The organism is Ralstonia mannitolilytica, assembly GCF_000954135.1.
GTDB lineage: Bacteria > Pseudomonadota > Gammaproteobacteria > Burkholderiales > Burkholderiaceae > Ralstonia > Ralstonia mannitolilytica.
Window position 1 is genome coordinate 1,389,655 of sequence record NZ_CP010799.1, and the last position, 19,180, is coordinate 1,408,834.

General features: G+C 65.7%; 19 protein-coding genes. 14 read left to right on the plus strand and 5 right to left on the minus strand.

Annotation, left to right across the window (positions count from 1 at the left end; translation table 11 throughout):
* Positions 1-51: 51 nt before the first annotated feature.
* The 4 genes from TK49_RS06605 to gcvA all read right to left on the minus strand — a co-directional run bounded on the left by TK49_RS06605 (position 52) and on the right by gcvA (position 2,949).
* A complete protein-coding gene (locus tag TK49_RS06605; protein WP_045786005.1) occupies positions 52-645 on the minus strand; it encodes a YidB family protein in 594 nt (197 codons plus the stop codon).
* Positions 646-729: 84 nt separating this feature from the next.
* Entirely contained in the window at positions 730-1,479 is a 750-nt protein-coding gene (locus TK49_RS06610; RefSeq protein WP_045786006.1) for a 16S rRNA (uracil(1498)-N(3))-methyltransferase, read from the minus strand.
* Positions 1,480-1,522: 43 nt separating this feature from the next.
* A complete protein-coding gene (locus TK49_RS06615) occupies positions 1,523-1,945 on the minus strand; it encodes a VOC family protein (RefSeq protein WP_045786007.1) in 423 nt (140 codons plus the stop codon).
* A 77-nt stretch (positions 1,946-2,022) separates the two neighbouring features.
* A complete protein-coding gene (gene gcvA, locus TK49_RS06620; RefSeq protein ID WP_045786008.1) occupies positions 2,023-2,949 on the minus strand; it encodes a transcriptional regulator GcvA in 927 nt (308 codons plus the stop codon).
* A 176-nt stretch (positions 2,950-3,125) separates the two neighbouring features.
* Between gcvA and TK49_RS06625 the strand changes: the two genes are divergently transcribed.
* The 13 genes from TK49_RS06625 (at position 3,126) to TK49_RS06685 (ending at position 17,848) form a co-directional block, all read left to right on the plus strand.
* Positions 3,126-4,190: a porin gene (locus TK49_RS06625; RefSeq protein ID WP_045786009.1), complete on the plus strand. Its 1,065-nt coding sequence runs from the start codon at positions 3,126-3,128 to the stop codon at positions 4,188-4,190.
* Positions 4,191-4,222: 32 nt separating this feature from the next.
* The gene (locus tag TK49_RS06630) at positions 4,223-5,242 is read left to right on the plus strand and encodes a 2-dehydro-3-deoxygalactonokinase (protein WP_045786010.1); all 1,020 of its coding nucleotides are present in this window, start codon (positions 4,223-4,225) and stop codon (positions 5,240-5,242) included.
* A gap of 70 nt (positions 5,243-5,312) precedes the next feature.
* Entirely contained in the window at positions 5,313-6,317 is a 1,005-nt protein-coding gene (locus TK49_RS06635) for an arabinose ABC transporter substrate-binding protein (RefSeq protein ID WP_045786011.1), read from the plus strand.
* A 33-nt stretch (positions 6,318-6,350) separates the two neighbouring features.
* Complete coding sequence (gene araG / locus TK49_RS06640) at positions 6,351-7,886, plus strand: L-arabinose ABC transporter ATP-binding protein AraG (RefSeq protein WP_045786012.1); 1,536 nt, start codon at positions 6,351-6,353, stop codon at positions 7,884-7,886.
* A gap of 77 nt (positions 7,887-7,963) precedes the next feature.
* The gene (araH, locus tag TK49_RS06645; RefSeq protein WP_249262918.1) at positions 7,964-8,911 is read left to right on the plus strand and encodes an L-arabinose ABC transporter permease AraH; all 948 of its coding nucleotides are present in this window, start codon (positions 7,964-7,966) and stop codon (positions 8,909-8,911) included.
* 10 nt (positions 8,912-8,921) lie between these two features.
* The gene (locus TK49_RS06650) at positions 8,922-9,836 is read left to right on the plus strand and encodes an SMP-30/gluconolactonase/LRE family protein (protein WP_045787777.1); all 915 of its coding nucleotides are present in this window, start codon (positions 8,922-8,924) and stop codon (positions 9,834-9,836) included.
* Entirely contained in the window at positions 9,817-10,701 is an 885-nt protein-coding gene (locus TK49_RS06655) for an aldose 1-epimerase (protein WP_045787778.1), read from the plus strand. The genes TK49_RS06650 and TK49_RS06655 overlap by 20 nt, the downstream gene beginning before the upstream one ends.
* Positions 10,698-11,504 carry an SDR family oxidoreductase gene (locus tag TK49_RS06660; RefSeq protein ID WP_045786013.1) on the plus strand — a complete coding sequence of 269 codons (807 nt, stop codon included), beginning with the start codon at positions 10,698-10,700 and terminating at the stop codon, positions 11,502-11,504. Before TK49_RS06655 ends, TK49_RS06660 begins: the two co-directional genes overlap by 4 nt.
* Positions 11,501-12,127: a 2-dehydro-3-deoxy-6-phosphogalactonate aldolase gene (locus TK49_RS06665; protein WP_045786014.1), complete on the plus strand. Its 627-nt coding sequence runs from the start codon at positions 11,501-11,503 to the stop codon at positions 12,125-12,127. Before TK49_RS06660 ends, TK49_RS06665 begins: the two co-directional genes overlap by 4 nt.
* Positions 12,128-12,147: 20 nt before the next feature.
* Positions 12,148-13,296: a galactonate dehydratase gene (gene dgoD, locus TK49_RS06670; RefSeq protein WP_045786015.1), complete on the plus strand. Its 1,149-nt coding sequence runs from the start codon at positions 12,148-12,150 to the stop codon at positions 13,294-13,296.
* A gap of 118 nt (positions 13,297-13,414) precedes the next feature.
* Positions 13,415-15,430, plus strand: a complete 2,016-nt coding sequence (gene tkt, locus TK49_RS06675) for a transketolase (RefSeq protein ID WP_045786016.1) — start codon at positions 13,415-13,417, stop codon at positions 15,428-15,430.
* A 77-nt stretch (positions 15,431-15,507) separates the two neighbouring features.
* Entirely contained in the window at positions 15,508-16,506 is a 999-nt protein-coding gene (gene gap, locus TK49_RS06680) for a type I glyceraldehyde-3-phosphate dehydrogenase (protein WP_045786017.1), read from the plus strand.
* Positions 16,507-16,798: 292 nt separating this feature from the next.
* Complete coding sequence (locus TK49_RS06685; RefSeq protein ID WP_045786018.1) at positions 16,799-17,848, plus strand: LysR family transcriptional regulator; 1,050 nt, start codon at positions 16,799-16,801, stop codon at positions 17,846-17,848.
* Between the two features lie 70 nt (positions 17,849-17,918).
* Here the strand turns inward: TK49_RS06685 and fur are convergent, their stop codons facing one another.
* Entirely contained in the window at positions 17,919-18,350 is a 432-nt protein-coding gene (gene fur, locus TK49_RS06690; protein ID WP_045786019.1) for a ferric iron uptake transcriptional regulator, read from the minus strand.
* A 154-nt stretch (positions 18,351-18,504) separates the two neighbouring features.
* Between fur and TK49_RS06695 the strand changes: the two genes are divergently transcribed.
* Positions 18,505-19,161 carry an outer membrane protein assembly factor BamE gene (locus TK49_RS06695; RefSeq protein ID WP_045786020.1) on the plus strand — a complete coding sequence of 219 codons (657 nt, stop codon included), beginning with the start codon at positions 18,505-18,507 and terminating at the stop codon, positions 19,159-19,161.
* Positions 19,162-19,180 lie beyond the last annotated feature (19 nt).

Below are 19,180 nucleotides of genomic sequence, written 5' to 3' on the forward strand. Positions count from 1 at the left end.
AAGACAAGAAAAGCCCGCGCTTGCGGGCTTTCTGCTGTGGGGGCTTGCCGCTCACGCGTTGGGCAGCGTGCCTTGCGGCGTCAGGTGGTTTACCGCCTCGGGCAGGCCTTCCGCGAGCTGGTCGGCAAGATCGCTTTCGTTGATTCCGAAGCTCGACGCGAGTTGCGACAGGGCGCCCGTGCCGCCCAGCGCCTGTGCGATCTGTTCGCCGGACACCGGCAGGTTTTGCCCGTTGCCGATCCACGACTTCACCTGTTCGCCCAGGCCGGCCTGCTCCAGGATCTGCTGCAGCGGGCCGATGCCGGCCGGGGCTGCCGCATCGACGGCAGCCGCATGGTCGGCGTTGCCACCGCCAAGCAGCCCGCCTAGCAGGCCGCCCAGGCCACCTGCGCCGGCCCCGCCGAGCAGGCTGCCAAGGGCACCCGCGCCACCGGCTGCACCGAGCAGGCCGCCGAGCGAACCGAACAGGCCGCCGCCCTGGTCCGCCTGGGCCTGCGGCGCAGCGTCGTCGGCACCTTGGGACCGGTGCTTCATCGCCAGGTACGCCAGCACGCCCACGGCGAGCAATAGCTTCTTGTTGCCGAGCAGGGACGATGGCGCGCCATTGGCGTCAGTGCCGCCGAGGATGGAATCGAGTAGACCCATGATGAAGCTCCTTTGGTCAGTGGCGGGCAAAGGGAGAAAGCCCGCCGGGGTGAGATCAAACGGTCAAGGTGTTGTCGTCAGAGCTCAAAACTCGCCAAGTACGGCGTGCAGCGCGGACACGGCCACCAGCGCAGCCGATTCCGTTCTGAGAATACGTCGTCCAAGTGTCAGTGGTAAGAAACCGGCAGCCTGGACAAGCGCTTCTTCGTCGGGGGAAAGGCCGCCTTCGGGGCCGATCAGCACAACGATGCCCGCAGCTTCGATGCGTGCGCGGGATTGCGCCGCCCACTGCGTGAGCGATTGCGTGCCGCGCGGCGACAGCAACACGCGCGGTGTGTCGGTCGAGCGGGCGGCAGCCAGCCACTCGCGCAGCGTGGCGATGGGTGCGACGCTTGGCACGCGCGCACGGCCGCATTGCTCGCATGCGGCCTGTACGAGCGCCTGCCAGTGCTGCACGCGTTTGACGGCGCGTTCGCCGGAGAGCCGCACCACGCCGCGCTCGGTCTGCAGCGGGGCGATGGCGTGCACGCCAAGCTCGACGGCTTTTTCGATCAGCCAGTCCATCTTGTCGCCGCCGGCGATGCCCTGGGCGAGCGTCAGGTGATAGCGTGCTTCGGTATCGGGTTGCGTCGCCTCTGCGAGGGTGGCGGTGGCATCGCGCTTGTTGATGGCGTCGAGCCGCGCCCGGAATTCCTGGCCGGAGCCGTCGAACAGGCAGACGTCATCGCCCACGGCCAGGCGCAGCACATGGATATGGCGCGTCACCGGTTCAGGCAGCGCGACGGTGGTGTCCGGGGCGAGCGGGGTGTCGACGTAAAAGCGGGGAAGCCCCATTTGAAGCGGTCCTTGTGGTGAATCCGGTCAGGCGATCAGGCAATCAGGCGGCTGCGGCGGGGCGGCAGGCCAGGCCCCAGCGGTAGCCGTCGGGGTCGCGCACGGCGGCGTAGCGTTCGCCCCAGAAGGCGTCGTGCGGGGCCATGACCGACGTGGCGCCCTGGTTCAGCGCGCGCTGGTAGACGGCATCGACGTCTTCGCAATACAGGTGGAAGTTCTGCGGGCATTCAAAGCCCGCGCTGGCCGGCGCCTTGGCGGTGGAGCCGAAGGCGCCCTCGGGGGCGAACATCAGCGTCAGTTCACCGTGGTAGGTCATCTCGACGTGGATCGGCCTGCCATGGTCATGAACTTCGTCCTGCACATCGAAACCGAACGCGTTGCGATAGAAGCTGATGGCGGCCGACGCGTCGCGCACGGTCAGGTAGGGCACGAGCCACGGTGTGTTGGCGGGGCGGGGGATGCTCATGGCGGGCTCCTTGTTCGGCTCAGGGCAACCAGGGACGACTAGTGTAGAGCGCCCGCCACGACACAATCAAAAAGAAATCAAAACACCTCGCTGGTGGGCGGCACGTTGCGCGCGCGCCCGCCGCTGCGTGCGACTTCATCGATGAGCCATTGGCGGAACAGCGCAAAGCCGGGGTGTTCGGCAGCCTGGTGCGGGTGGATCAGGTAGTACGACAGGCGCAGCGACGCCTCGGTCGCCAGCGGGCGCGTGAGCCGGCCGGCGGCGATGTCGTATTCGACGAGGATGCCCTGGCCCAGCGCCACGCCGTGGCCGTCGATCGCGGCCTGCAGTGCCATCAGCGCTTCGGAGAATGCCGGGCCGCGCGTCGCGTCGATCTGGCGCACGCCCACCTCGTCGAGCCATTGCTGCCAGGTGGGGTGGTGCGCGAGGTGGCGTCCGCCGCGTTCGTGCAGCAGCGTATGGGCGGCCAGGTCCTGCGGCATGCGGATGGCCGCCTGCAGCGCAGCGTTGCAGACGGGAAAGAAGTCGGTGGAGGTGAACCATTCCACGCGCAGGTTCGGCGCATTGACCTGGCGGTCGTCGATGCACAGGTCGAACTGGCCGTGGTCCTGCACGTCGGCGGTGGAGACCTCGACGCGCACATGCGGATGCTGGTTGAAGAAGCGATACAGCCGCGGAACCAGCCACTTGGCGCCGAAGGTCGGCGGGACGGCCACGCGCAGGGGCGCATCGGCGGTGTCCATCAGCAGGTCGGTGGCCTGCTCGAGTGCGCGCAGGGCATCGCGCACACGGGGCAGGTAGTTCTCGCCGGCGTCTGTCAGCGTGAGCTGGTTGTTGCGGCGGGCGAACAGCTTCTTGCCGAGATGATCCTCGAGCTGCCTGATCTGGTGGCTGACGGCCGCGTTGGTCACGCAAAGCTCGTCGGCGGCCCGGCTGAAACTCAGGTGACGGCCCGCGACTTCAAAGACGCGCAATGCATTGAGGGGAGGGAGGCGCCGTGGCATGCGTTCTCGTTAAGAAAAATTTAACGTCTCGCGAAGAATTTGTAGTTTGCCACGCTTCGGGCACGCCCACTACAAATACGCCCGGGGACGGCGACGATGCCTGGTGTGTGCCTCCAGCGATCTCGAACCGCGCGGCGCGCCGGACCCCGTCCTACAAAAACACTTCAGGAGACGTCATGAATCGAACCACCGCTGTTGGCGGGATGCTTGCGTGCGCGATTGCGCTGGCAGGCTGGACCGCTCCCACCTTCGCCCAAACCAACGTCACGCTGTACGGCCGCGTGGCTGCCGGCATCGACTACCAGAACAACGTGGCCCCCACGTCCACGTCGCCGGGCGGCAGCCTCTGGCGCGGCGCCGACAACCAGTGGGGAACCAGCATGTTCGGCCTCATGGGCAAGGAAGACCTGGGCGGCGGCCTGCAGGCGGTGTTCCGGCTCGAATCCGGTTTTGGCGCGAGCAAGGGGCGCACGAACGGCGATGCGCTCTTCAACCGCCGTTCGTACGTCGGCCTGTCCAGTCCGACCTGGGGCACGCTGACGGCCGGCAAGAACCTCTTCATCAGCAACGACGTCTGGTTCCTCGACCCGACCGGCCAGCAGTTCATCGGCTCGGCCACGCTCGTGCGCGGGCGCAACTGGCCGGGCGCGAACAACATCGTTGAGTACCAGAGCCCGACCTGGGGTGGCTTCCAGATCGGCCTGCAGACCGGGCTGGGCGAACAACCGGGCTCGTTCAGCAACGGCCGCCGCGATGGCGTATCGGCCGTCTACAAGACCGGCCCCGTGGAGGTGCGCGCGATCTACGACGTGATCCGCGACGGCAACGGCAAGTTCAGCGACATCTTCAACTTCTCGAAGGAAGCGACGATCGGCGGCACGTACACCATCGGCAAGGCGAAGCTGTTTGCCGTGTATGAAAACCTGTCGGCGCCCGATGCCGTGGCCGGTGCCCCCACCAAGGCGCACCACTACTGGCTTGGCGTGAACTACGAGGTGACGCCGGCGCTGACGCTGATCGGCGCGGCATACCGCGTGAATGTGAACCATGGCGGCGGCAACGCGAACCTGTTCATGGCCGGCGCGAACTACAACCTCTCGAAGCGCACGATGCTGTACGCGAGCGTCGGCACGGTGCAGAACAGCGCCAACGCCAACATCTCGGTGGAAGCGACCAACAACAACCCGGCGCCGGGCAAGAACCAGCTGGGTGCCTATACGGGTATCGTTCACTCGTTCTAAACCCGCGGCCCACTCCCCTAGCAATGCCACGCATGAACATCCTCACCATCGATACAGGTACCACCAACACGCGCGTCACGGTGTGGCGTGATGACGTTGCACTCTGCCAGGCCGCGCGCCAGGTGGGGGTGCGCGACACCGCCATCACCGGCAACCGGACGACGCTGCAGCGCGGCGTGCAGGACACCATCGAAGCCGCGCTGCAGAGGGCCGGCTTCGGCATCGGCCAGGTCGACCTCGTGCTGGCCTCCGGCATGATCACCTCCAACGTCGGCCTGCACGAGGTGCCGCACCTGGTGGCGCCAGCCGGGCTGCGCGACCTGGCAGCGGGGATGGTGCAGGCCAGCATCCCCGAGGTGTGCGCCAAGCCGATCTGGTTTGTGCCCGGCGTGCGCAATCCGGTGGACAACCTCGGCCTGCACAACATCGAGTCGATGGACATGATGCGTGGCGAAGAGGTCGAGACCATGGGCCTGGTCTCGCGCCTCGGGATCAACGAACCGGCGGTGATCGTGCTGCCGGGCTCCCACTCGAAGTTCGTACACCTGGACGCCGACCAGCGCATCACCGGTTGCGTGACGACGCTCGCCGGCGAGCTGCTGCACGTGATCACGCACAACACCATCCTGGCCGATGCGCTGGATTCCGACTTCGCCAGCGAGGTCGATCCGGAGATGCTGCTCGCCGGCGCGCGCAGCGCCAGCAGCATCGGCCTCGGGCGTGCCTGCTTCATGGTGCGCACGCTGGGCCAGTTCACGATCTACGAGCGCAATGCGAGGGCGAACTTCCTGCTGGGCGCGGTACTGGGCGCGGATCTGCTCACGCTCAAGAACAGCAGCGCGATCCGCATGAACCCGGGCACGCAGTTCGTCATCACGGGCAAGCCGCTGCTGCGTGAAGCGCTGGCCGTGCTGGTGTCGGAGGACGACTTCTTCTCCGGCAAGGTCACGGTGACGAGCACTGAACAGCAGGAACACCTGGCCGGCAGCGGCGCGATCGCCATCGCCCGCGAGCGTGGCCTGGTGAAGACATTGAAGGTGGCGCAGGGCTAGCGCTCCGCACCGCCAGACTTTCATCCAACGCAAGACAGGTGCCGCCAGGACGGCATCGCAAGGAGACAACATGCAACAACAACGACGCGGGACATTCAAGGCCATTGCGGCCGCCACACTGTTCGCCATGGCAGGCGGCCTTTCGGTCTTTGCCCACGCAGCCGATGACGTGAAGATCGGCTTCCTGGTCAAGCAGCCCGAAGAGCCGTGGTTCCAGGACGAATGGAAGTTCGCAGACCAGGCTGCCAAGGAGAAAGGCTTCAAGCTGGTGAAGATCGGCGTGCCCAGCGGCGGCGAAGTGCTGACCGCCATCGACAACCTGGGCGCGCAGCACGCGCAGGGTTTCGTGATCTGCGTGCCCGACGTGAAGCTCGGACCGGCGGTCGTCGCCAAGGCCAAGCAGAACAACCTCAAGCTGATGACGGTGGATGACCGGTTGGTCGACGGCGCAGGCAAGCCGATCGAAGCCGTGCCGCACATGGGCATCTCGGCCACGAAGATCGGCGAACAGGTGGGCGATGCCATCGCGCAGGAGATGAAGAAGCGCGGCTGGAACCTGTCAGAGGTTGGCGCCATCCGCATCGCCTATGACCAGCTGCCGACCGCCAAGGAACGCACCGACGGCGCCGTCGCCGCGCTCACCAAGGCAGGCTTTCCGGCCGCCAACGTGCTGACCAGCCCGCAGGCCAAGACGGATACCGAGGCCGCGTTCAACGCCGCCAACATCACCCTGACCAAGAACCCGAAGTTCAAGCACTGGATTGCCTTCGGCTTGAATGACGAAGCCGTGCTGGGCGCCGTGCGTGCGGCGGAAGGCCATGGCGTGAAGCCGGCAGACATCATCGGGGTGGGCATCGGCGGCAGCCAGTCGGCGCTCAACGAATTTGCCAAGCCCGAGAAGACCGGCTTCTTCGGTACCGTGCTCATCAGCCCGAAGCGTCACGGCTACGAGACCTCGGTCAACATGTACGAGTGGATCAAGAACAACAAGGCGCCGGACCCGCTCATCCTGACCAGCGGCCGCCTGATGACGCGCGAGAACGAGAAGCAGGTCCGCCAGGAGATGGGTCTGTGATCCTGCGGACGACGTTGTTGAAGGAGACTTGCCATGTCGGCGTTTCTTGAGTTTCGTGGCATCAGCAAGGTGTTTCCGGGTGTGCGGGCGCTGTCCGATGTGTCGTTCGGCATCGAATGCGGTCGCGTGCACGGCTTGCTGGGCGAGAACGGCGCGGGCAAGTCGACGCTGCTGAAGATCCTGGGCGGCGACTATCAGCCCGATGGTGGGCAGATCGTCGTCGAGGGAAAGCCGACCGCATTTCCGACCACGCGCGCGGCGCTGGATGCCGGCATTGCGGTCATCCATCAGGAGCTGCAGACGGTGCCCGAGCTGACGGTGATGGACAACCTGCTGCTCGGCCACCTGCCGGCCAGCGGCGGGTTCATCCGTCAGCGCGAGGCGATGGCGTGGACGCGCGAGCAGCTCGGCCGCATCGGCGTCGACCTGGACCCGCGCGCCAAGCTGAAGCACCTGTCGATCGGCCAGCGCCAGATGGTCGAGATCTGCAAGGCGATCCTGCGCGATGCGCGGGTGATTGCGCTGGACGAGCCGACGAGTTCGCTGTCGATCCGGGAGACCGACATCCTGTTCCGCCTCGTGAAAGACCTGCGCGCGCAGGGCCGTGCGCTGATCTACATCTCGCACCGGCTCGATGAGATTTTCGAGCTGTGCGATGGCTGCACGATCTTCCGCGACGGCCGCAAGGTGGCGGATTTCCCGTCGATGACCAACGTCACGCGCGACGAGCTGGTGGCGCAGATGGTCGGCCGCCAGATCGACGACATCTTCGATTACCGCGCGCGGCCGCTGGGCGAGGTGCGCTTGCGGGTGGATGGCCTGATGGGCCCGAAGCTTGCTGAGCCGGCAAGCCTGTCCGTACGCCGCGGCGAGATTGTCGGCTTGTTCGGGCTGGTGGGCGCAGGGCGCTCGGAACTGGCGCGATTGATCTACGGGGCCGATCGCAAGACGGCGGGCAGCATCACGCTCGATGGCGCGCCGATCCGCATCCGGGATGTGGCCGATGCCATTCGCCAAGGCATCGTGCTGTGCCCGGAAGACCGCAAGGAAGAGGGCATCATCGGCTGCCGCTCGGTGTCGGAAAACATCAACATCAGCTGCCGGCGCAACCAGCGCCGCTTCGGCCTGTTCGTTAACGACCGGCAGGAAGCGAAGACGGCCGATCACTACATCACGCGCCTGCGCATCAAGACGCCCAACCGCGAGCAGCCGATCCGCCTGCTGTCGGGCGGCAATCAGCAGAAGGCGATTCTGGCGCGCTGGCTGGCCGAAGACGACATGCGCGTGCTGATCATCGACGAGCCCACGCGCGGCATCGACGTCGGTGCCAAGAACGAGATCTACCAGGTGCTGTACGAGCTGGCCGAACGCGGCGTGGCCGTGCTGATGATTTCCAGCGAGCTGCCGGAAATCCTCGGTGTGGCCGACCGCGTGCTCGTGATGAGCGAAGGCCGCATCGCCGGCGAATTGCCGCGCGAACAGGCCAACGAGCAGGCCGTGCTCAAGCTCGCGCTGCGGCCAGAGTCCGCGCCGTTGCCGTCCGCACCTTTGCCGCCGCTGGCGGCATGAGAACCCCGGAGTCCAAGATGTCCCAGTCTCAACCCCTGCAACATTCCGATGCGCTTGCCGCATCGGCACGCTCTGCCATGAACAAGACGCGCCTGCTTCGCCTGCTGGACGATTTCAGCCTGCCGCTGATCTTCGCCATTCTCTTTGCCGCGCTGTCGTTCTCCGTCGAGTATTTCTTCTCGTGGCAGAACATGGTCGGCCTTGCGCTGTCCGTCTCGCAGATCGGCATGGTTGCCTGCACGATGATGTTCTGTCTGGCGTCGCGTGATTTCGATCTGTCGATCGGCTCCACGGTGGCGTTTGCCGGCGTGTTGTGCGCCATGATCATCAACGCCACCGGCAGCATTGCACTCGGCATTGGCGCGAGCCTGGTGGCGGGCGCGATCATCGGCGGCATCAATGGTTTCGTGATCGCCAAGCTGAAGATCAATGCGCTGATCACAACGCTGGCCACGATGGAAATCGTGCGGGGCCTCGCTTTCATCGCCTCGCATGGGCAGGCGGTGGGCGTGTCCGACATGGATTTCTTCGACCTCGGAAACACGATCTTTTTTGGTGTGCCGACGCCGGTGTGGGTCGCGGCGCTGTGCTTTGTCGTGTTTGGCGTGCTGCTCAACAAGACGATCTACGGCCGCAATACGCTGGCGATTGGCGGCAACCCGGAAGCCGCGCGGCTGGCCGGCGTGAACGTCAACATGACGCGCATCGTGATCTTCCTGATCCAGGGCGTGATTGCCGCGCTGGCGGGCGTGATCCTGGCCGCGCGCATCACCAGCGGTCAGCCGAATGCGGCGCAAGGCTTTGAGCTGAACGTGATTTCGGCCTGCGTGCTGGGCGGCGTGTCGCTGCTCGGCGGTCGCGCAACCATCAGCGGGGTGCTGGTCGGCGTGCTCATCATGGGCACCGTGCAGAACGCGATGAACCTGCTGAACATCGACGCGTTCTATCAGTACCTCGTGCGCGGCGCGATCCTGCTGGCAGCGGTGCTGGTCGACCAGTTGAAGAACCGTGGCGGCCGTGAGTGAGGCCGTGCAGATGACAACCGCAACCACGCTGTCCGATCTGCGCTGCACGCTGGGCGAAGGCATCGTCTGGGACGACGCCCTGCGCGTGCTCTGGTGGACCGACATCCAGGAATCGCTGCTGTGGCAGCACGATCCGGCGACGGGGCAGGAGCGTCAATGGCCGCTGCCGCAACGCGTGGGCTCTTTCGTGCTGACGGACGAGCCCGGCGTGCTGATCCTCGGCCTTGCCAAGAACATCGCCCGCTTCGACACGCGCACCGGCGCGCTCACGCTGCTGGCCGACGTCGAATCCGACAACCCGACCACGCGCATCAATGACGGTCGCGCAGACCGCACCGGCAATTACGTCTTCGGCACCTTGCATGAAGGCGGCCCCGAACCGACTGGCAGCTTCTACCGCTTCACGCCGATGGGCGTGCTGCAACGCCTGGCGCTGCCCTCCATCGCGATTGCCAACAGCATTGCCTTCAGCCCCGACGGCGGGACGATGTACTGGTGCGATACGCTCAGCCGCCGCATCCACGCGTGCGACTACGACGGGCAGACCGGTGCAGTCGCCAATATTCGCGTCTTCGCCGATCTGCGTGACCAGGATGCCGATGGCGCCCACAAGGGCTCGCCCGATGGCTCGACCGTCGACGCAGACGGCTGCCTGTGGAATGCCGAGTGGGGCGGCAACCGCCTGACGCGCTACGCACCGGACGGCCGCGTGCTGGCGCGCGTGTCCGTGCCGGCTTCGCAGCCCACATGCCCGGCATTTGGCGGCGAGGCGCTCGACACGCTGTATCTGACGACGGCGCGCGATGGTTTGTCGGCGCGCCGCCTGGCAGAAGACGTGCATGCCGGCGCGACGTTGCAGATCGCCGTGCCGGACGTACGCGGATTGCCGGAGGGCCGGTTTGGCCATGCCTACGTTGCAGCTTGAAAACGGCACGCTGCGCGCCGAGGTATTGCCCGAAGCCGGTGGCGGCTTGCTGCGTTTCGATCTGCTGCTTGACGGCGATGTCGCGCCGATCTTCCGGCCGGGGACAGCAGAAGCCGCGCTGCACGATCCGAGAGCGCTCGCCTGTTTTCCGCTCGTGCCGTGGTCCAACCGCATCGGCGGTGGGCGCTTCCAGTTCGAGAGGCGGACCATCGACGTGCCGGGCACGCGTGACGACGAAGCGTATCCGCTGCACGGCCACGGCTGGCTGATGCCGTGGGAGGTGGTCTCACAAACGGACACGTCGGTCGAACTCGCCGCAACGGTCCACCACGGCCGCCCCTTCCGCTACCTGACGACGCAGCGCTACACGCTCGCGGGCAACACGCTGGAAATTTCGCTGACGGTACGCAACGAAGGTGCGCCGCTGCCCTTTGGCCTGGGCATGCATCCGTTCTTTCCGCGCACGCCGGATGTTCGGTTGCTCGCCAGCGCCACGGCCATGTGGGAATCCGCATCGGACCATCTGCCGACGGTTCTGCAGGCGCCACATGCAGATGCAGACTTTCGCAAGCTCCGGAAGCTCGAAGCCAACGCCGCCATCAATCACAGCTTTGAAGGCTGGGATGGCCACGCCGAGATCGTCTGGCCCAGCCGCCGCCTGTCGGTGCAGATCACGGCCGACACGTCGCGCTATGTGCTGTACACCCCAGCCGGGTACGACTTCTTCTGCTTCGAGCCGGTCGACCACGCCATCAACGCGCACAACTTGCCCGGCCTGGCGCAAGACCACGGGCTGACGGTTCTCGGCACGGGCCAGAGCCTGCAGCGCAGCTATCAATTCACCGTGAACCGAACTGACGCATGATTGTTTCTCCGATGTCTTTTCCGCCGCGTCTTGCCGGCAAGGTCGCCTTGGTCACGGGCGCCACGCAAGGCATTGGCGGCGCGATTGCCAAGCTGTTCGCGCAGCACGGCGCCCGCGTGATCGTCAACGCGCTGGTGCGTGACGCGCGCGCCGAAGCCTTTGCCGCCGAAATGGGCGACAGCGTTGGCGACGACAACATCCTCCTCGTGCAAGCCGACGTGCGCGACCGCGCCCAGATCGACGCCATGGTCGCTGCCGGCGTCGAGCGCTTTGGCGGCATCGATGTGCTGGTCAACAACGCCGGTATCAACGTGTTTTCCGATCCGCTCGCGTTGAGCGAGGACGACTGGGCGCGCTGCCTTTCCGTCGATCTGGAAGGTGCGTGGCATTGCGCGCGCGCCGTGCTGCCGCACATGCTGGCGCGCGGGGCAGGCAGCATCGTCAACATCGCGTCGGTGCACGGGCACAAGATCATTCCGGGCGCGTTTCCGTATCCGGTGGCCAAGCATGGGCTGATCGGGCTCACGCGTGCGCTGGGTATCGAATATGCGGCGCGCGGTATCCGCGTCAATTCGATTTCGCCGGGACTGATCCTCACGCCGATTGCCGAGGCCGGCTTTGCTGCTGCCCCCGATCCGGAAGCCGAACGCCGCCGCCAGGCCGAGCTGTTGCCGTGCAAGCGCATCGGCGAGCCCGAAGAAGTGGCCTACACCGCGCTGTTCCTCGCCTCCGACGAGGCGCGCTTCATCAACGCGACCGACATCCTGATCGATGGCGGCCGCTCGCAGCTCTATCACGAATGACCTGGACAACCCACCTTCCGCTGATCGCCATCCTGCGCGGCATCCGGCCTGACGAGGTGCTCGCGCACACGCAGGCGCTGGTCGATGCCGGTTTCGACGCCATCGAAATTCCGCTGAACTCGCCCGACTGGGCGCAGAGCGTGCAACTCGCCGCGCGTGCCTTTGGCGACCGCGCGCTGATCGGCGCGGGCACCGTGCTGCGCGCCGAAGACGTTGACCTGATGGTCGCGGCCGGCGGCAAGCTGGTCGTCACGCCCAACACGCATACGCCGGTGATCCGCGCTGCCGTCCACGCCGGCCTCGTCACCTGTATCGGCTGCATGACCGCCACCGAGGCTTTTGCCGCGCTCGACGCAGGCGCGCAGGCGCTGAAAATCTTCCCGGCCGGCAATCTCGGGACCGGTTATGTCCGGGCGCTCAAGGCCGTGCTGCCCGCTGACGTGCCGGTATTTGCCGTCGGCGGCATCACGCCGGAGAACCTTGCCGATTACCTTGCCGCCGGCTGCATCGGCGCCGGGCTCGGCAGCGACCTGTATCGCCCCGGCCAGCCCGCCGAGCGCACCGCCGAACGCGCGCGCGCCTTTGTCGCGGCCTACCGCGCCGTCCAATCTGTCCGCACCTGAACGCACCTTCGATTCGATCCATGAAAATCACCCGCCTGACCACCTACCGCCTGCCTCCGCGCTGGATGTTCCTGAAAGTCGAGACCGACGAGGGCGTCACCGGCTGGGGCGAGCCCGTCATCGAAGGCCGTGCGCGCACGGTGGAAGCGGCGGTGCACGAGCTGTCCGACTACCTCGTCGGCCAGGACCCGAGCCGCATCAACGACCTCTGGCAGACCATGTACCGCGCCGGCTTCTACCGCGGCGGGCCGATCCTGATGAGTGCCATCGCCGGCATCGACCAGGCGCTGTGGGACATCAAGGGCAAGGTGCTGGGCGTGCCGGTGTACGAACTGCTCGGCGGCCTCGTGCGCGACAAGATGCGCACCTACAGCTGGGTCGGCGGCGACCGCCCGGCCGACGTGATTGCCGGCATGAAGGCGCTGCAGGCCGGCGGCTTCGATCACTTCAAGCTCAACGGCTGCGAAGAGATGGGCATCATCGACACGTCCCGCGCGGTGGACGCGGCGGTGGCCAAGGTTGCCGAGATCCGCTCGGCGTTTGGCAACACTGTCGAATTCGGGCTGGATTTTCACGGTCGTGTGTCTGCGCCGATGGCCAGGGTGCTCATCAAGGAGCTGGAGCCGTATCGCCCGCTCTTTATCGAAGAGCCCGTGCTGGCCGAGCAGGCCGAAACCTATGCCCGCCTGGCCGCCCACACCCATCTGCCCATCGCCGCTGGCGAGCGCATGTTCTCGCGCTTCGACTTCAAGCGGGTGCTGGAGGCAGGCGGGGTGTCGATCCTGCAGCCGGACCTGTCTCACGCGGGCGGCATTACCGAATGCGTGAAGATCGCCGCCATGGCCGAGGCTTACGATGTGGCGTTGGCGCCGCATTGCCCGCTTGGCCCCATCGCGCTGGCGGCCTGCCTGCACGTGGATTTCGTCAGCTGGAACGCGACGTTGCAGGAACAGAGCATGGGCATCCATTACAACAAGGGCGCCGAACTGCTCGATTACGTGCGAAACAAGGCCGACTTCGCGCTGGAAGGCGGCTACATCCGCCCGCCGCGCCTGCCCGGCCTGGGCGTGGACATCGACGAGGCGCTGGTCATCGAACGCAGCAAGGAAGCCCCCGACTGGCGCAACCCCGTGTGGCGACACGCAGACGGCTCCGTCGCGGAGTGGTAAGCCGGGCGGGGGAGGGCAGCGGGCGGGCCGAAGATCGCCAAAACGGCCCCAGCCGGGCCGTGTCGGTCTGGTAAAATCGCGGTTTTCCCGCCTACCGTCTTTCCGCCCGCAGGTTCGCATGACCGCCCCCGCACTCCACTCGAATACGACCCAGCCCACCCAGCTGATGGCCAATGCCATCCGCGTGCTTGCCATGGACGCCGTCCAGCAGGCCAACTCTGGCCACCCCGGCGCGCCGATGGGCATGGCTGACATCGCCGTGGCACTGTGGAGTCGCCACCTGCGGCACAACCCGCTGAACCCGCGCTGGCCCGATCGCGACCGCTTCGTGCTGTCCAACGGCCACGGCTCGATGCTGATCTACGCGCTGCTGCACCTGACCGGCTATGACCTGCCGATGTCGGAACTGAAGAACTTCCGCCAGTTGCACAGCAAGACCGCCGGCCACCCCGAATACGGCATCACCCCGGGCGTCGAGACGACGACCGGCCCGCTGGGCCAGGGCATCACCAACGCCGTCGGCATGGCACTGGCCGAGCGCCTCCTGGGCCAGGAGTTCAACCGCCCCGGCTTTGACATCGTCAACCACCACACCTACGTCTTCCTGGGCGACGGCTGCCTGATGGAAGGCATCAGCCACGAAGCCTGCTCGCTGGCCGGCACGCTCAAGCTGAACAAGCTGATCGCGCTGTGGGACGACAACGGCATCTCGATCGACGGCGACGTCGTCCACTGGTTCAACGACGACACCCCGAAGCGCTTCGAAGCGTACGGCTGGAACGTGATCCGCGCCGTGGACGGCCACAACGTCGACGCCGTGGACGCCGCCATTGCCGAAGCGAAGAAGTCCGACAAGCCGACGCTGATCTGCTGCCGCACCGTGATCGGCAAGGGCGCGCCGAACAAGCAAGGCGGCCACGACGTGCATGGCGCCCCGCTGGGCGGGGTGGAAATTGCCGCTGCGCGTGAAGCGCTGGCCTGGCCGCACGCCCCGTTCGAAGTGCCGCAAGCCGTGTACGACGCGTGGGACGCCAAGGGCCAGGGCCAGGCGCTGGAGAAGGCCTGGAATGCGCTGTTCGATGCCTATTCCGACCGCTACCCGGCCGAAGCCGAGCAATTCGAGCGCCGCATGCGCGGCGAACTGCCCGCCAGCTTTGAAAAGGCCGTCGACGCGTTCATCGAGAAGTGCGAACTCAAGGCCGAGACCATCGCCACGCGCAAGGCGAGCCAGAACACCCTCGAAGCGTACGGTCCGGTGCTGGGCGAACTGCTGGGCGGCTCGGCCGACCTGACGGGCTCGAACCTGACCAACTGGAGCGGCAGCAAGGCCGTGCGTGTGGACGCCTGGGGCAACCACATCAACTACGGCGTGCGCGAGTTCGGCATGAGCGCCATCATGAACGGCATCGCGCTGCACGGCGGTTACATCCCGTACGGCGGCACGTTCCTGACGTTCTCCGACTACAGCCGCAACGCGCTGCGCATGGCCGCGCTGATGAAGATCCGCTCGATCTTCGTCTTTACGCACGACTCCATCGGCCTGGGCGAAGACGGCCCGACGCACCAGTCGATCGAGCACGTCGCCAGCCTGCGTCTGATCCCCAACATGGATGTGTGGCGTCCGGCCGACACCACCGAAACCGCCGTGGCCTGGGCTGCCGCCATCGAGCGCCAGCATGGCCCGAGCTGCCTGATCTTCAGCCGCCAGAACCTGCCGTTCCAGGCGCGCAATCCGGCCACGCGCGAGGCCATTGCGCGCGGCGGCTATGTGCTCCGCGATGCCGCCAACGGCAAGCCGGACGTGGTCATCATCGCCACCGGCTCGGAAGTCGGCCTGGCCGTCGGTGCAGCCGACCAGCTCGCCGCCGAGGGCATTCACGCGCGCGTGGTGTCGATTCCGTCCACCACGGTGTTCGACAAGCAGGACGCCGCGTACAAGGCCAGTGTGCTGCCGCATGGCGTGCCGCGCATTGCCGTCGAAGCCGGTGTGACCGACTTCTGGTGGAAGTACCAGGTGCAGGCCGTGGTGGGCATCGACACGTTCGGTGAATCCGCCCCGGCAGGCGTGCTGTTCAAGCACTTCGGCTTCACGGTCGAGAACGTGGCGAACACCGCCAAGAGCGTCATTGCCTAACTGAATTTGCGCGCGCGGCACCCACGAGGTGCCGCGTTGCTTTCGTCGATTTCTTTTCTGCTATCAGGAGACTGACCATGACCATCAAGATCGGCATCAATGGCTTCGGCCGCATCGGACGCATGGTGTTCCGCGCCGCCGTCGCCAACTTCAAGGACATCGAAGTCGTTGCCATCAACGACCTGCTCGAGCCGGACTATCTGGCGTACATGCTGAAGTACGACTCGGTGCACGGCCGCTTCGAGGGTGAAGTCTCGGTCGACGGCAACACGCTGGTCGTCAACGGCAAGAAGATCCGCCTGACCGCGGTCAAGGATCCGGCCGAACTGAAGTGGGGCGAAGTCGGCGCAGACGTGGTGGTCGAATCCACCGGCATCTTCCTGACCAAGGAAGGCGCACAGAAGCACATCGACGCAGGCGCCAAGAAGGTGATCATGTCGGCCCCGTCGAAGGACGACACCCCGATGTTCGTGTATGGCGTGAACCACGAAACGTACAAGGGCGAGGCGATCATCTCGAACGCTTCGTGCACGACCAACTGCCTGGCACCGGTTGCCAAGGTGCTGAACGACAAGTGGGGCATCAAGCGCGGTCTGATGACGACCGTGCACGCTGCCACCGCCACGCAGAAGACCGTTGACGGCCCGTCCAACAAGGACTGGCGCGGCGGCCGCGGCATCCTGGAAAACATCATCCCGTCCTCCACCGGCGCCGCCAAGGCCGTGGGCGTGGTGATCCCGCAGCTGAACAAGAAGTTGACCGGCATGTCGTTCCGCGTGCCGACCTCCGACGTGTCGGTGGTCGACCTGACCGTCGAGCTGGAAAAGTCCGCCACGTACGACGAAATCTGCGCCGAAATGAAGGCGCAGAGCGAAGGCGCCCTGAAGGGCGTGCTCGGCTACACCGAGGACAAGGTCGTCGCTACGGATTTCCGCGGCGATGCGCGCACCTCGATCTTCGACGCCGAAGCCGGTATCGCGCTGGACGGCACCTTCATCAAGGTCGTGAGCTGGTACGACAACGAATGGGGCTACTCGAACAAGGTGCTCGAAATGGCCCGCGTGGTGGCCAAGTAAGCCGGTACGCCGCCCAGGAAAAAACGCGCCTTCGGGCGCGTTTTCTTTTAACCGGTGGCCGGCATTCCTTCGGCCAGCGGCGCTTTTTTTGTTATACAGTTGGAGGAAAACGTTTGCAGCGGGGTCAACCGGACGTGCGCGTCCATTGGAATTTGCTTTGAAATTCGGGTTGCCTTCCGTACACTGAACAAATACTACATTCGGGTGCGGCAACCGCGTCTGCCGCGCCGGGCCCATTGCCTCGGCAATGGTTGCCCCTGCACCTTCCAATGTGTCTGAGCCAAGGCGTCCCATGGTCAACGTCGATACCAAACTGTTGGTGATTTTTGTCGAGCTGCTCAGCAAGCGGAACGCCACCTACGTGGCAGAAAAGATGCACATGACGGCGCCGGCGGTGTCGCATTCGCTGGGCCGCCTGCGGGAAATCTTCGATGATCCCCTCTTCATTCGTGTTCCGCACGGGCTGACCCCGACCCCCAAGGCGCTGGAACTCGGCCCGAAGGTCCGCGAGATGCTCGATCTGTGGGCCGCCATCAACGAGGGCGATATCGCCGCGTTCGAGCCGGCCGAGGCGACGGGCACCTTCAACATCAGCTTTGCCGGCACGCTCGGCGATGCCTTGTTCGACCGCTTCCTGCTGCGCATCAAGCGCCTCGCGCCGGGCCTGCAGGTCCGGCTGACCGAGTCGTCGTCGTGGGAGGCCGACGTGGCCGCCATGCGCGCCAATGAGCTGGATCTGGCGTTCTCGCCTTTCCCGACGCGCCATCCCGAGATCGTGGAAGAGGTCGTGACCTCCTTCAACATGTGGGTCTGCGCACGCAAGGGCCACCCGATCCTGGGCAATGGCTGCACGCTCGAGCAGTACCTCGACTGCGAGCACATCTTCGTGGCGCAGGGCAGCCCCGGCGCCCGCGTCGCGCCGTCGCTGATCCCGCTCGACTACGCCTTGCAGCAGCGCGGGCTCAAGCGCAATTCGACCATGACCGTGCACGGCTGGCGCACGCAGGCCGAGGTGGCGGCGCAAACCGACATGATCTTCACGGTCAATTCGCTGATGAAAGAGCTGGTCTGCCAGACGTACGAGCTGAACGCCTTCCCGCTGCCCACCGAACTCGAAACCGTCCTTGGCCTGAACATGCTGTGGCACCGTAGCCGCAACACGCACCCGATGCTCGTGTGGGCGCGCCAGTTGTTCAAGCAGGTCGTGGCCGAATACACAGGGCAGCCCGTGGATGCCTCAGGTCATCCGACGCTGCCGTCCGATGGCTCCGGCAAGGGCAAGGCTGCCAGGAGCAGCAAGGGGGATCCGGAAAAGGAGGGTGAGACGCGGTTGTCCGTGTGACCCGCGCTTCCCGCCTCAACAAAAACGGCCGCAGATGAAGCGGCCGTTTCTTTTTCCCCGGAGCAATGCGTCAGCGTTTCGGGCGGTGCGGGCAGGGCTCTTTCGTGCAGTTGCCGTAGAGCGACAGCGCGTGTTCCTGCAGCGCGAAGCCGCGTGCGCGGGCAATGCTCTGCTGGCGCTGCTCGATCTCGGCATCGAAGAATTCTTCCACGCGGCCGCAATCGAGGCACACCAGATGGTCATGGTGCTTGCCTTCGTTGAGTTCGTAGATCGCCTTGCCGGATTCGAAGTTGTTGCGCGACAGCAGGCCCGCCTGCTCGAACTGCGTGAGGACGCGATAGACCGTGGCCAGGCCAATGTCCATGTGTTCCGCGAGCAGGATGCGGTACACGTCTTCAGCGCTCATGTGGCGCTCATCGCTGGTCTGAAAGATCTCGAGAATCTTCAACCGCGGCACCGTGGCTTTCAGACCGATGTTCTTGAGGTCTGCAGGACTCGGCATGCGCCAGGCTCCCTAGAGTACAATGTTCGGATATTCCAATCATAAGGGTTTTGGCGATAAAAGTCCCATTGACGGGCCTGCCTCAGGTGCCCGGGCCGTCGCCAGAACCCCCCGTGCCGGGCTTGCCCCGGAACCGTTTGAAGGCCGATCGCTCATGACCTTTTCCTTTGCGCGCAGTCCTGCCCGTTTTGCCCATGTCGCCCGTCGCGGCGGCCTGTTGATGGGCGCCATGCTCGCCGCGTCGGCGTTGCTGGCCGGGTGCGGCACCTATGACAGCACCACGCGCAGGATCGCGAATGCCATCACGCCGTATCGCATCGATATCGTGCAGGGCAACTTCGTGTCGCGCGAGCAGGCCGCGCAGCTCAAAGAAGGCATGACGCGCGACCAGGTGCGCTTCGTGCTCGGTTCGCCGCTGCTGACCGACATGTTCCACGCCAACCGCTGGGACTACATCTTCTCGTTCAAGCGCGGCAATACCAACGTCGTGCAGGAGCGCAAGCTGACGGTGTGGTTCGACGGCGATCGCTTGGCTAAATGGGCCGGGGCTGAAGACCTGCCGTCGGAGCAGGACCTGATTGCCGAGATCGACGGCATTAAGCGTCCGAAGAAGGACGCTGCCCAGGCCGCTGCAGCGGCGGGCGCAGCGCCGGCATCGCGTGCGCCGTCCATCCCGTCGGCCGAAGTGAGCGACCGTGTGCAATCGACCGCCGGCTCGAAGAACAACGTCGACGTGACGCTGCCGGAGCGCCGCAGCGGCGGCGGTGGCACGGATACCAGCGTTCCGCCGCCGGCCACCCAATCGCAGTAAACGCCGTGAAGCGCGCATA